Annotated in this window: 12 protein-coding genes; 9 read left to right on the forward strand and 3 right to left on the reverse strand. The window is 58.0% G+C overall.

The annotated features are described in order from the left end of the window. Positions 1-889 precede the first annotated feature (889 nt). Both ACIQUH_RS01965 and ACIQUH_RS01970 read left to right on the forward strand, forming a co-directional pair. Positions 890-1324 (forward strand): CoA-binding protein, encoded by a 435-nt coding sequence (locus tag ACIQUH_RS01965; RefSeq protein WP_400812184.1) that lies wholly within the window; start codon positions 890-892, stop codon positions 1322-1324. Between the two features lie 74 nt (positions 1325-1398). Then, entirely contained in the window at positions 1399-2682 is a 1284-nt protein-coding gene (locus ACIQUH_RS01970; protein WP_400812185.1) for an O-acetylhomoserine aminocarboxypropyltransferase, read from the forward strand. A gap of 169 nt (positions 2683-2851) precedes the next feature. Here ACIQUH_RS01970 and ACIQUH_RS01975 read toward each other — a convergent pair whose 3' ends face one another. Next, positions 2852-3307 (reverse strand): MarR family winged helix-turn-helix transcriptional regulator, encoded by a 456-nt coding sequence (locus ACIQUH_RS01975; RefSeq protein WP_400812187.1) that lies wholly within the window; start codon positions 3305-3307, stop codon positions 2852-2854. Positions 3308-3485: 178 nt separating this feature from the next. On the opposite strand from ACIQUH_RS01975, the gene ACIQUH_RS01980 reads away from it, so the two are divergent. The 3 genes from ACIQUH_RS01980 to ACIQUH_RS01990 all read left to right on the forward strand — a co-directional run bounded on the left by ACIQUH_RS01980 (position 3486) and on the right by ACIQUH_RS01990 (position 5032). Further along, the gene (locus ACIQUH_RS01980; protein WP_400812189.1) at positions 3486-3950 is read left to right on the forward strand and encodes a hypothetical protein; all 465 of its coding nucleotides are present in this window, start codon (positions 3486-3488) and stop codon (positions 3948-3950) included. A 117-nt stretch (positions 3951-4067) separates the two neighbouring features. Continuing rightward, positions 4068-4580 carry a hypothetical protein gene (locus ACIQUH_RS01985; RefSeq protein ID WP_400812191.1) on the forward strand — a complete coding sequence of 171 codons (513 nt, stop codon included), beginning with the start codon at positions 4068-4070 and terminating at the stop codon, positions 4578-4580. Between the two features lie 110 nt (positions 4581-4690). Then, positions 4691-5032 (forward strand): cupin domain-containing protein, encoded by a 342-nt coding sequence (locus ACIQUH_RS01990; RefSeq protein WP_400812193.1) that lies wholly within the window; start codon positions 4691-4693, stop codon positions 5030-5032. A gap of 37 nt (positions 5033-5069) precedes the next feature. Here ACIQUH_RS01990 and ACIQUH_RS01995 read toward each other — a convergent pair whose 3' ends face one another. Further along, a complete protein-coding gene (locus tag ACIQUH_RS01995; RefSeq protein WP_400812194.1) occupies positions 5070-6323 on the reverse strand; it encodes a cytochrome P450 in 1254 nt (417 codons plus the stop codon). A gap of 83 nt (positions 6324-6406) precedes the next feature. Continuing rightward, a complete protein-coding gene (locus ACIQUH_RS02000; RefSeq protein ID WP_400812195.1) occupies positions 6407-7654 on the reverse strand; it encodes a diguanylate cyclase in 1248 nt (415 codons plus the stop codon). A 449-nt stretch (positions 7655-8103) separates the two neighbouring features. Between ACIQUH_RS02000 and clpP the strand changes: the two genes are divergently transcribed. From clpP to hupB, 4 genes are all read left to right on the forward strand, one after another. Next, positions 8104-8736, forward strand: coding sequence for an ATP-dependent Clp endopeptidase proteolytic subunit ClpP (gene clpP, locus ACIQUH_RS02005; protein WP_003521529.1), 633 nt, complete (start codon positions 8104-8106; stop codon positions 8734-8736). Between the two features lie 292 nt (positions 8737-9028). After that, the gene (gene clpX / locus ACIQUH_RS02010) at positions 9029-10306 is read left to right on the forward strand and encodes an ATP-dependent Clp protease ATP-binding subunit ClpX (RefSeq protein ID WP_003521528.1); all 1278 of its coding nucleotides are present in this window, start codon (positions 9029-9031) and stop codon (positions 10304-10306) included. Between the two features lie 415 nt (positions 10307-10721). Then, the gene (gene lon, locus ACIQUH_RS02015; RefSeq protein WP_400812196.1) at positions 10722-13139 is read left to right on the forward strand and encodes an endopeptidase La; all 2418 of its coding nucleotides are present in this window, start codon (positions 10722-10724) and stop codon (positions 13137-13139) included. A gap of 290 nt (positions 13140-13429) precedes the next feature. Continuing rightward, the gene (hupB, locus tag ACIQUH_RS02020; protein ID WP_003496481.1) at positions 13430-13705 is read left to right on the forward strand and encodes a DNA-binding protein HupB; all 276 of its coding nucleotides are present in this window, start codon (positions 13430-13432) and stop codon (positions 13703-13705) included. Positions 13706-13743 lie beyond the last annotated feature (38 nt).

The following is a 13743-nucleotide window of genomic DNA, read 5'->3' on the forward strand; positions in this document are numbered from 1 at the left end:
GGGCAGCCTACAGCATCGGCTTAAAAACCGGAATCGATTTTCGGTGAGGACGGCAAGCCTTTCCCGCTTGTTCTGGCCAGCGTTTTGCGCCCGTGGAGCCACCCGCCAACGCAATGTGGCCAATGCGGATATTGCGACGCGCGTAAAATTTGTGCTTTGTGTATGTCATGGAGCCGTGGAATGATTTTGCGTCGGTGCGATATGGCGTTCTGCTCATGATTTCATCCGTCAGATCGGGGCATGGGCGCTGGACGCACAGCTTGTGGTTTCGCTTCTGGGCGGATTTTCGCTAAAAATACTACCTATTTTGTCCGATATTGCCGTTGAATGCCTCTGAATGCTCCGCGGCGCTTTGGGCGTAAGGTGTATCAATTGGGTAAAGGCGCGCATGAAAAGAAATTTCATGACTTTCATGAATGGTCGACTGTAACGTTGTAGATTTGTTTGTAGATTGATTTACAGAATAACTTTCTGAAAATTAGATATTTCTAATTCATCTGCGAACGGAATGAAAACAAACAGGAGACGAACGGCGCATTGGTTGCACGCTAATGTTGTTTGAGCAACCATTTGCGCCGAATTGCGCCATTGGGAAAACTGGATAAAAATAGTCAATACACCCGGCATTTCACCGTTTTGGTGAAATCATTTTGCGTGAAGAAAAACGTGACACCGCCTGGCGGGCGTCTGTCGTCGTGGCGATTTTCAGTCGGGCAGGGGTTCAAGACAGCGAAGAACCTTCCTAGATGGGAAGGGTGGACGCAGCCGGCAGCGGCAGGAATGCGCCGGTGGAATTATGCAGGCGATGCTATGCTCGTGGAGTTTTCAGATGGCACACTTGCATTGGTATCCTTCACACCATGTGACGTTCCAAAAGGGATAAGTTGACATGCAGCATGATAGTTACGAGCCCGACTACCTCAGAAGAATTCTGACGGAGGTTAAAACCATTGCCCTGCTCGGTGCTTCGCCCAGCCCGGACAGGCCGAGCCACGGCGTGATGCGTTTCCTGCTGTCAAAGGGTTACCGCGTGTTCCCGGTCAATCCCGGCCACGCAGGCAAGGAGATATTGGGACAGAAGGTCTATGCCAGGCTCGCCGATATTCCCGAGCCAGTCGACATGATCGACGTTTTCCGCGCGCCGGAATATTTGTCGGCGATCGTGGAAGAAGCGATATTGCTGCCGGAGCGGCCGTCGGTGATCTGGGGCCAGCTTTCCGTCCGCGACGACAATGCCGCCGCCAAGGCGGAAGCCTACGGCATGGAAGTTGTGATGGACCGTTGCCCGGCAATTGAGTATCCGCGTCTCAATATTGTGCGATAGTTGGTACGGATCGGACTTACCATTTGGCGGCAAGGCATTATGATCCCTCCGAAATTCCAATTGGAGGAAACATCATGCCGAGCAGCAATCCCGGGTTTTCGACGCTGGCCGTTCATGCGGGCGCGCAACCTGATCCGACCACCGGCGCGCGTGCCACGCCCATTTATCAGACCACGGCCTATGCTTTCCGCGATGCCGATCACGCCGCCGCCCTGTTTGGATTGAAAGAGTTCGGCAATATCTACACCCGCATCATGAACCCTACCCAGGCGGTTCTGGAAGAGCGCGTCGCAGCACTTGAGGGCGGCACGGCCGCGCTTGCCGTCGCGTCCGGCCATGCCGCGCAATTGCTGGTCTTCCATACGCTGCTGCAGTCCGGTGACAATTTCGTTGCGGCCCGCCAGCTCTATGGCGGCTCGATCAACCAGTTCGGCCACGCTTTCAAGGGCTTCGACTGGCAGGTCCGCTGGGCCGATGCCACCGATCCGACGAGCTTCGAAGCGCAGATCGATGATCGCACGCGTGCCGTCTTCATCGAAAGCCTCGCCAATCCCGGCGGCACCTTCGTGGATATCGCCGCAATCGCCGAGGTTGCCCACCGGCATGGCCTGCCGCTCATCGTCGACAACACCATGGCAAGCCCCTATCTGCTGCGACCGCTGGAACACGGCGCGGATATCATATTGCATTCGCTGACGAAATTCCTCGGCGGCCATGGCAACTCCATGGGCGGCATCATCGTCGACGGTGGAACCTTCGACTGGTCGGCGACGGACAGATATCCGGCGCTGTCGCAGCCGCGGCCGGAATATTCCGGTGTCGTGCTGCACCAGACCTTCGGCAATTTCGCCTTCGCCATCGCCTGCCGCGTGCTTGGATTGCGCGATCTCGGTCCGGCGATCTCGCCCTTCAATGCCTTCCTCATCCTGACCGGCATAGAAACCCTGCCGCTGCGCGTTCAGCGCCATTCCGACAATGCGCTCGCTGTCGCCAAATGGCTGAAGGCGCATCCCAAGGTGGGCTGGGTGCATTATGCGGGACTGGAAGACAGCGATAATCACGCCATCCAGCAGCATTATTCACCAAAAGGGGCGGGCTCCGTCTTCACCTTCGGCGTCAAGGGCGGTTATGCGGCCGGCAAGGCGCTGGTGGAAGGGCTGCAGCTTTTTTCCCATCTTGCCAATATCGGCGACACGCGCTCGCTCGTCATCCACCCGGCCTCCACCACCCATGCGCAGCTGACACCGGAACAGCAGACGGCCGCCGGCGCCGGGCCGGATGTGGTTCGCCTGTCGGTCGGCATTGAGGATGTCAAGGACATCATTGCCGATCTCGAGCAATCGCTTGCCAAACTCTGATCTGGTTCGTCACGCGAGTTTGGTGCCCGCGTGATCTGCAATGATATTTTGGTGTGCTTGAGCTGCCGCCGGAAAACCATGGAACACGGTATTTTCGGCGGCAACGGATTTCAGTGCTGCGGTGTGGCCGGAATTCGCGCCGAGCTACAATCGCTTGCCCGCATTCAGCTTATTTCTTCTGCAAAGTGACAATGAAGTCCTTTGAAATGGCACATGATTTTTCCATGAAGCCGATGATGAGCTGCAATTGCTCTTCATCATATTCTTGATAGAGCGCCTTCATCTGTTCCTGAAGGGGCGCGTAGATATGAAACAATTCCTGCATTTTTTCGGGATGAGGCGCTGCCAGCACACGACGGCGATCCGCAGGATCGGGCAAACGTTTTATGAAGCCGGCCTTCTCCAGCCGGTCGAGCAGTGCCGTCACCGCTCCGGTCGTGAGGCCGGTCGATCTTGCAAGTTCACCCGCACTTGCCTGGCCCTGCATTTGAAGGATGTCCAGGCACTCCAGATCGGTTGTGTTCATCCGCGCCTTTACCGCGACGGACTGGCTGATGAGCAATGATTGCGCGCTGGCTCGGCGAAGCACGTCGGTCAACCGGCGATCGAGGATATCTCTTGACATTTAAATATCTCAATAATTAAGAAATAATGGTCATCAAGATAATTGGCTGAGCGCGATTTCGCCAGCGTTAAATGTGTCGCCTGCGCCTGTGAGCGTCGAAAAGCGGAAAATGCGTGCTGGATGGACACGTTCGCGCAGGCGCCACTGCGATGGTTTCTGGAAGAGGTGAATGACGAATATGTTCGAGCCGCTGGTTTTCTACGCGATTATCGTCGCCGGTGTTCTTGGGAGCGTCGGGCTGGGCGGCGGCATCTACGAGACACTTCTTGTCGATCGGGTATGGCCTTCGCAGCCGATGTTGATCCAGCCTGAACGGGGCGGTATCAACCGAAAGCTTTTCTGGGGCCCCGCTCACGGGCTGTTTGAGGTGGCCGTGCTCCTCGCTGTCTGGCTGACATGGGCTCATCCCGCAATTCGCGTCTGGATATGGTCCGCACTCGCCGCGCATCTTGCCGCGCGGATCTGGTCCTTTGCATATTTCATCCCAATGGCGCTGCGGTTTGAGACGGGATCGGCCGGTGACGCAACGGCTGCTTCCAATGCTGCGGCGCGATGGGTCCGATTGAGCCGCTGGCGACTTCCCATCGAGTTTCTTGCGGTGATCTTCCTGTTCATCGCGCTTGCGAAATCAGCGGGAAACTGAGGCCCTGCACTGCCAGTCACCACTGGCGCGCTGTTTCCGTTCATCAGCCCATCTTACTCAAAGCGCCGAATCTGCCTAGAACGGACCCCTGCAGTCCCATCGCGAAAGATACGCCCTATGAAAAACCGAACCGGAATGCTCCGTATTGTCATCTTTCTGCTTGCGGGCGGGATTGCGGGCACGGCTGATATACCAGTCGTGGCTTCGGTTTCGCCGGCGAAGGCCGAGGCGGAATATTTCCCGAAGCAGCAGGATTTCGTTGGAAAATGGAAGCTCACCGGCGCCACCAGCCGCCCGCCGCGCGGCATGAAGACTGCGCCCACCGCCCAACAGGAAGCGGATGCGACACTCTTCCAGGAGACGGTGACGACATTTTATTCCGCGTTCGATTATCTGGAGATTACGGCAGACGGCCGCTACAATTTCCATCAACCCGGCGATCCCGTAGGGTCGTGCGTCTGGTGCGGCACATGGTCCTTTAACAAGAGTTCGCTCTGGCTGAAGCTGGATACTGCGCCCCGGCTCGATATTTACGCGAAGGACGGCGATATACAGATGACGTACACCGCCGAACCCGACAAGAAATCGAAATATACCTGGCTTGTTTTCGGCTGGACGAAGATGGACTAGGCTCCATGTCCGCCCGGTGGCAACGCCCGCTGGGACACTCAATATTTGACGCGGCGCCCGCAATCGCGCAAAGCTGTATGGCCAATCACATTTGACGGACAGGGGACGTCATGATGAATTTTTTGTCCTTCGATGATGCCACCGAGGTGGAGCACGGAGCGCCCGCGCCGGAAAGACTGATTTCCGGCGATCCGAAATTCACCACATGGAATATCGAGGAGGCTCCCGGCGGCATCTATGCCGGCATCTGGCAGTCCACGCCCGGTAAGTGGCGGGTGGTCTACGATGAGTGGGAATATTTCAACATTCTAGAAGGCCATTCCATTCTGACCGAAGACGGCGGCACGCCGCGTGATCTGAGGCCGGGCGACCGCATTATCCTGCGTCCGGGCTTTACGGGCACGTGGGAGGTGGTGGAAACGACGCGCAAGGATTATGTCATCCGGCTCTAAACCAGATGGTCTTTGCGAGTACTCTACCGGCCAAATCTCACCAGCTGAGATCGAGCCGCTCCAGCCCGTGGAAATGATAGACATCCTTGACCCTGGGCGGCTCGGCAATCTTCACGCCCGGCAGGCGTTTGAAAAGCAGGGGCAGGGCAAGATTGAGCTCCAGCCTTGCGAGCGGCGCGCCGATGCAGAAATGGATGCCGGCGCCGAAGGAGACGTTGGCGCCTTCGTTGCGGTCCGGCCGGAAGGTCAGCGGATCGGAAAACTTTGCCGGATCGAGGTTGGCGGCGGCCAGGATGAGGCTGACCTTGTCGCCGCGCTTGAACGCGACGCCGTCGATTTCGACCGGTTCCAGAACCCAGCGCTGGAAAATATGAACCGGGGCACAGATGCGCAGGGTTTCTTCCACTGTGCGTTCCGTCGCGGCCTCGTCGTGGAACAGGGTCTCCGGAGAGATGCCGCTTTCCAGAATGATACGTACGGAGTTACCGATCTGGTGCACGGTCGCCTCGTGCCCGGCATTCAGCAGCACGATGGTGGTGGAGACGAGTTCGTCGTCGGTGAGATACTGGCCCTTGTGCTCCGTATGGATCATATGGCTCAGCAGATCGTCCTTCGGCTCCGCCCGCCGCTCGGCGATCACGCTGCGCACATAGTCTGAAAATTCATGCGCGGCCCTGTCGGCCAGCAGCTCGTCTTCGGGCGTGCGCTTGAACATGTACATGCCGACATAGGCATGTGACCATTTCAGCAGTTGCGGCCCCATCTCCTCGGGAATGCCGATCATGCGCGCAATCATCGTCACGGGAATGATATCGGCATAGGAGGAGAGCAGTTCCGTTTCGCCTCTGCTTTCGAAGGCATCGATCAGGCGGCTGGCAAGTTCCTCGATTTCCGGCTTCATCTTGTCGACATGCCGGGAGACAAAAGCGCGATTGATGAGCGTGCGCAGCCGCGTATGTTCCGGCGGTTCCAGTTCCAGAAGCGAATGCTGCTCGGCGGCATCGAAATTCTTCACATGTTCGAGCGGTTCCGCCAAGCCGATCTCTTCGCGGCTTGCCACATGCAGGATCTGCCGTCCGAAGCGACGGTCACGCAAAAGCGCGCTTACATGGTCGTACCCGGTAAAGAACCATTGCCGCTGTTCTTCCCAGTAGAAGGTGGGACATTCAGCATGCAGGGCGGCATAGACCGGGGTGGGATCGTTGTAGAAGGCCGGGTCGCGGGCATCAAGCGAAACGCGGCGGGTAGCGGGATCGATTTTGAGAAAGGGAAATGTCGCTGTCATGCCCATGGTCTATTCCGCGCGCGGCGCTTTGGGAAGGGAGGGAAATCCCTTCCGGATACCTCTATGTCTGTCACTGGATGGTTACATCGTCACCGGCTGGCGATGGCGGATATCCGGTTCAGCGCCGCGACCTGGCGGTCGGCATTGTTATCCATCGGATTTTCGTCGCGATCCGCGGCGGGCACGACGACATTGGCCGAATTGACGTGGATGACGGTCCGGTTGCGCCCGGCTTTCTTGGCGGCATAGAGTGCGCGGTCGGCTTCCGTCATCATCGTATTGAGATCGGCATCCTTGATCATGGCTTCGGATATGCCAACGCTGGTAGTCACCTCGATGGCCTCACCACGCGAACTGATCTTTGAAAGGCGCAGATTGCTTCGGATGGCTTCCGCAAGCGTCGCCGTGCTGGAAGGGCTCTCCACTTCGGCAACCAGCGCGAATTCCTCGCCTCCCATTCTGACGAAAAGGCCGCGATCGCCGATCACGCGCTGCGCGATGTTACAGAAATGCACGAGGACCGCATCGCCGGACTGGTGGCCGTATCTGTCGTTTATCCTCTTGAAATGGTCGATATCGAACAGCACCAGCGCCACGTAACGGCTGGAGGCCGGCGACCTTTTCTTGATGCGTTCGAATTCCTCCAGCAGGCCGCGTCGGTTGAGGACGCCGGTCAGATGATCGGTCATGGCGAGCCGGTGGAGACGAATTTCCGTATCCTCCATGATGATCTTGGCGCTGATCATGATGATGGCCGTGAAGCCGAGCATGCCGGAAATGGAGAGCGCCGACGTCATGGGAATGGCGTTGGGAATTGCGGCATTGGCCGGGATGACGATGGAGGCGACGATCGCTCCGGCAAAAGCCTGCAATATCAGGATCGTGGCCAATACCTTTCGGCTGCGTGTGGCGCGCGCCCTGTTGGCCAGAAGGACACCGGCGAGCATGAAATAGCCCGTGGCCGCGCAGGCATGATAAAGCAGGATGCGGGCGACCATGTCTTCGCGCACCGACGGCACGAACATTCCGGCGATCCACAGCAGGGCCGGGATTGCAATCCAGCCGCCGGGTTTACGCTGCTCGAAGCACAAGAGGCCTGCGAGCCAGAAACCGAAGGCGGAAAGCGCCAGCATATTGCCGACCTGAATGGACAGGAAACTGGAAATATCCCCACGAAACGCCACCATGACAGTGCCGAAGCCCGTGGCGAGGAAACCGGCGGCGAAATAGAGATTATGCCGGCGGGAAGGGCGGTGCAGCCACAGCGTTCCCAAAAGCACGGCAAGGGTGAACGTCTCCGCCGCCCACAGTAGCGTGCTCGTCTTTGCATCCAGCATTGCAAAATCCTATCTGCGCCATCATGCGGTAAAAGCGGGCCCTTCGCACGAGGTGCGTTACGCCCGCTGAAATTGTTGAGCTGCCATTTCGCCCGAATGGGCCCATTCCCCAACGGGAACCGGAAATTCGCTGGCCAGTATCAGCAGCAAATACTAACGAGTTCTTGCCGGTGAGAAGTTATATCTGTGCATGGCGGGCGATTTTTGCCTTCGTCAGCTGCCATAGTAAAAAAATGGTGGCGGTGGGAGAAAGAGGCCCGACGGCCGCCGCCCGGTCCGAAAGCCCTGTCAACCTCGGCCGAAAGGCCTGCAAACGCTGTTGAGCCGTTAAGGATATGCGGCTTCGTGTCTTGAAGTACGGGGCAGGGACACTCTATGTAGGGAGTATGAAGGTTAGAAGTGATTCCGGAGCGGTTTTCCGCAAAGGGCAGAGTTGACAAAGGACGGACATGAAAAATCCAGTTGATACCGCCATGGCTCTGGTGCCGATGGTCGTTGAGCAGACCAATCGCGGCGAACGCTCCTACGACATATTTTCCCGTCTTCTCAAGGAACGCATCATTTTCCTCACCGGCCCGGTGGAAGACCAGATGGCGTCGCTCGTCTGCGCGCAGCTGCTTTTCCTCGAGGCTGAGAACCCGAAGAAGGAAATCGCGCTCTACATCAATTCGCCGGGCGGCGTCGTGACCGCCGGCATGGCGATCTACGATACGATGCAGTTCATCCGCCCTGCGGTGTCCACGCTCTGCGTCGGTCAGGCCGCATCCATGGGCTCGCTGCTTCTGGCTGCCGGCGAAAAGGGAATGCGTTTCGCAACCCCGAACGCCCGCATCATGGTGCACCAGCCTTCCGGCGGTTTCCAGGGCCAGGCATCGGACATCGAGCGTCACGCCCGCGACATCATCAAGATGAAGCGCCGCCTCAATGAAGTCTACGTGAAGCACACCGGCCGCACGCTCGAAGAGGTTGAAAAAACCCTTGATCGCGACCACTTCATGGATGCAGACGAGGCGAAGGACTGGGGCGTGATCGACAAGATCCTGACCTCGCGCCAGGAAATCGAAGGCGCCGCCGCGAATTGAGGCGCGCCGCTTTTTGACGTTTGTTTGAACCCGCAAAAGTAATTTCGGGGCTTTCAACCGCAACAGAAAGCGATATTAGTATATATAAAGGCTATGTTGAATTTTTATGACGTGGCCTTTGGTTTGATGGGGAATTCGTTGCAGCCGGTTGTCAGCTCCTGTATCTGATACGGCTAGTACCCCGGGAGACGAGGCGGATACGGCGATGCACCCCAAGGGCGGCCGTATCTGCGGGCGGTAAGTTGACCGCGATCCGTTTGGCGGACCTGCGGCGTGCTGGAAGGAAAGAGATATGAGCAAAGTCAGCGGCAGCAACGGCGGCGACTCTAAAAATACACTCTATTGTTCATTCTGCGGCAAGAGCCAGCACGAAGTCCGGAAACTCATTGCCGGACCGACGGTATTCATCTGCGATGAATGCGTCGAATTGTGCATGGACATCATCCGCGAGGAGAACAAGACGTCGATGGTGAAGTCGCGCGAGGGTGTTCCCACCCCGCAGGACATCATCAAGATCCTCGACGAATATGTCATCGGTCAGAAACAGGCGAAGAAAATCCTGTCGGTGGCCGTTCACAACCATTACAAGCGCCTCGCGCACGCCTCCAAGAACGGCGATGTCGAGCTTGCGAAGTCGAACATCATGCTCGTCGGTCCGACGGGTTGCGGCAAGACCTATCTTGCCCAGACGCTCGCCCGCATCATCGACGTTCCCTTCACCATGGCGGACGCAACGACGCTGACCGAAGCCGGTTATGTCGGCGAGGACGTGGAAAACATCATCCTGAAGCTGCTTCAGGCTGCGGATTACAATGTCGAGCGCGCCCAGCGCGGCATCGTCTATATCGACGAAGTCGACAAGATTTCCCGCAAGTCGGACAACCCGTCCATCACGCGCGACGTGTCGGGCGAGGGCGTTCAGCAGGCACTTCTGAAGATCATGGAAGGCACGGTCGCTTCCGTTCCGCCGCAGGGCGGCCGCAAGCATCCGCAGCAGGAATTCCTGCAGGTGGATACGACCAACATCCTGTTCATCTGCGGCGGCGCCTTTGCCGGCCTCGACAAGATCATCTCGGCCCGTGGTGAAAAGACCTCGATCGGCTTCGGTGCGACCGTCAAGGCGGAAGACGATCGCCGTGTGGGCGAGGTGCTGCGCGAGCTGGAGCCGGAAGATCTGGTGAAGTTCGGCCTCATCCCGGAATTCATTGGCCGTCTGCCTGTTCTGGCGACGCTGGAAGACCTTGATGAAGACGCGCTGATCCAGATCCTGTCCGAGCCGAAGAACGCGCTCGTCAAGCAGTATCAGCGCCTGTTCGAGATGGAAGATGTGGAACTGACCTTCCACGAGGACGCGCTGCGCGAGATTGCCCGCAAGGCGATCACCCGCAAGACCGGTGCCCGTGGCCTGCGCTCGATCATGGAAAAGATCCTGCTGGATACCATGTTCGAACTGCCGACCCTGGAAGGCGTGCGCGAAGTGGTCATTTCCAACGATGTCGTCAGCGGCGTCGCCCGTCCGCTCTACATCTATGCGGATCGCCAGGAAGAAAAGACCAACGTTTCGGCCTGACAGGCTGATACGCTAATGCGATGAAATCAGAAGGCCCGCATCCGTGCGGGCCTTTTCCGTTGTCTTGAGGACAGGAAACTTGCGCCTAACTTGGCGGAGCCCGATTTTGCGTTTGGAGCGGATTGCGCTTTGCTGATAAAGTCTTACAACTGATTTGCAGCGCGATATGACGGAAATGTGAATTCCCGTCGGCGACCCGGTTCCCATGTCCTCAGGGATAACCGGAAATGTCGGGAGTACTAGCCGGCGCTGGGTTTTGTTGAATTTCACGGTCTTGCCACGGCGCGAGACTGTCTGTTCCGGCGACTTGAAATCGGTGTTTTGAAACTCCACTTTCAGTCTCGAGAAATGAATGTGCCGGATGCCCCAAGCTGTCCGGCAAAGTGTCCCGAAAGGGACCAGGAAAGGAAATGATATGACGAACATCACGTCTGCGGCATCTGGCGGTACCTATCCGGTACTTCCCCTGCGCGACATTGTCGTTTTCCCGCATATGATCGTTCCCCTGTTCGTCGGGCGGGAAAAATCCATTCGTGCGCTCGAGGAAGTCATGGGCTCGGACAAGCAGATCATGCTTGTCACCCAGATCAACGCCAGCGATGACGATCCGGCTCCCGAGGCCATCCACAAGGTTGGCACGGTCGCCAATGTGCTGCAGCTTCTGAAGCTTCCCGATGGCACCGTGAAGGTGCTGGTGGAAGGCAAGGGCCGCGCCCAGATCGACAGCTATACTGGCCGCGAGGATTTCTACGAAGCCTCCGCGACGCCGCTGCAGGAACCCGCCGAAGATCCGGTCGAGATCGAGGCGCTGTCGCGTTCGGTCGTTTCGGAATTCGAGAGCTATGTGAAGCTCAACAAGAAGATTTCGCCCGAGGTTGTCGGCGCTGCCGGCCAGATCGACGATTATTCGAAGCTCGCCGATACGGTCGCTTCGCACCTGTCGATCAAGATCACCGAAAAGCAGGAAATGCTCGAAACCGTCAGCGTGAAGCAGCGGCTTGAAAAGGCGCTCGGCTTCATGGAAGGCGAAATTTCCGTGCTTCAGGTCGAAAAGCGCATCCGCTCGCGCGTCAAGCGCCAGATGGAGAAGACCCAGCGCGAATATTACCTGAACGAGCAGATGAAGGCGATCCAGAAGGAACTCGGTGACGGCGAGGATGGCCGTGACGAGATGGCCGAACTGGAAGAGCGCATCGCCAAGACCAAGCTTTCCAAGGAGGCCAAGGAAAAGGCCGAAGCGGAAATGAAGAAGCTTCGCCAGATGAGCCCGATGTCCGCGGAAGCGACCGTCGTGCGCAACTATCTGGACTGGCTGCTGGGCCTGCCCTGGGGCAAGAAGTCGAAGATCAAGACCGATCTCAACGCTGCCGAGACAATCCTCGATCAGGATCATTTCGGTCTGGACAAGGTCAAGGAACGCATCGTCGAATATCTCGCTGTGCAGGCGCGTGCCTCGAAGATCCGTGGCCCGATCCTGTGCCTCGTCGGTCCTCCCGGCGTCGGCAAGACCTCGCTCGCCAAGTCGATCGCCAAGGCGACCGGCCGCGAATATGTGCGCATGGCGCTGGGTGGCGTTCGTGACGAGGCGGAAATCCGCGGTCACCGCCGCACCTATATCGGCTCCATGCCGGGCAAGATCGTCCAGTCGATGAAGAAGGCCAAGAAGGCGAACCCGCTCTTCCTGCTCGACGAAATCGACAAGATGGGCATGGATTTCCGTGGCGATCCGTCGTCTGCTCTGCTTGAGGTGCTCGATCCGGAACAGAACTCCACCTTCATGGATCACTACCTTGAAGTGGAATACGACCTGTCCGACGTGATGTTCGTGACCACGGCCAACACGCTGAACATTCCGGGTCCGCTGATGGACCGTATGGAAGTGATCCGCATTGCCGGTTACACGGAAGACGAAAAGCGCGAAATCGCCAAGCGTCACCTGTTGCCGAAGGCGATCAAGGAACATGCCCTGCGCCCGGAAGAGTTCTCGGTTACCGATGACGCTCTGATGGTCGTGATCCAGCAGTACACCCGCGAGGCGGGCGTACGCAGCTTCGAACGCGAGCTGATGAAGCTGGCGCGAAAGGCTGTCACCGAGATCATCAAGGGCAAGGTCAAGTCCGTGGAAGTCACCGCTGCCAACGTTCCGGATTATCTGGGCGTTCCGCGGTTCCGCCACGGCGAGGCCGAGCGCGAGGATCAGGTCGGTGTCGTCACGGGTCTTGCCTGGACGGAAGTCGGCGGTGAGCTGCTCACCATCGAAGGCGTGATGATGCCAGGCAAGGGCCGCATGACGGTTACCGGCAACCTCAAGGAAGTGATGAAGGAATCCATTTCCGCAGCGGCATCTTACGTCCGCTCGCGCGCCGTGGATTTCGGCATCGAACCGCCGCGCTTCGACAAGAGCGACATTCACGTCCACGTTCCGGAAGGGGCAACCCCGAAGGACGGGCCGTCCGCAGGTGTTGCCATGGCCACCGCCATCGTCTCCATCATGACCGGCATTCCGGTTTCGAAGGATGTGGCGATGACGGGCGAGATCACGCTGCGTGGTCGCGTGCTGCCGATCGGCGGCCTGAAGGAAAAGCTGCTTGCGGCTCTTCGCGGCGGCATCAAGAAGGTGCTGATCCCGGAAGAAAACGCCAAGGATCTGGCGGAGATTCCGGATAATGTGAAGAACGAGATGGAAATCATCCCGGTTTCGCGCATGGGCGAGGTTATCAAGCACGCGCTCATCCGCCAGCCGGAGCCCATCGAGTGGGACGGCAGCATCGAGACGCCGGTGATCGCAACGGTCGAAGGCGTCGACGACGGCAGCCAGACCATCGCACATTGATGGATGATATCGTCGCGAGGGGCGGGAATCGCCTTTCGCGACGGGCATGCATAGAATCAATGCGTTAGGTGTCAGAGGGTGCACGCGCCCTTCAGCTTGGCGCAACTGATGCCAAATTGGCACGAATATGTGGAAGGCCGGCAGAAATGTCGGCCTTTTTTGTGAAAAAAAACGCAGACCCCTTGTTTTTCAGGCGATTCCAGCGCTTTTGAGTTGCTGTGCGCGGATGCGAACGTATTCTGCGCCGGCTTAATTCCTAGTCGTTTCAAACCATTGAAAGGGGTGGAAACATGAACAAGAACGAGCTCGTCTCTGCTGTTGCCGAAAAGGCTGGTCTCACGAAGGCAGATGCTGCTTCCGCTGTTGATGCCGTATTCGAAACCGTACAGAACGAACTGAAGAGCGGTGGCGACATCCGTCTCGCTGGCTTCGGCAGCTTCTCCGTTAGCCGTCGTGAAGCCTCCAAGGGTCGTAACCCTTCCACGGGTGCTGAAGTCGATATCCCGGCTCGCAACGTACCGAAGTTTTCCGCAGGCAAGGGCCTGAAGGACGCCGTCAACTCGTAAGGTTTCCGGAAAGCCGCAACGCCCGGCGGCGGGCGGGC

Source organism: Agrobacterium sp. NPDC090283 (assembly GCF_044769685.1).
In the GTDB taxonomy this organism is placed as follows: domain Bacteria; phylum Pseudomonadota; class Alphaproteobacteria; order Rhizobiales; family Rhizobiaceae; genus Agrobacterium.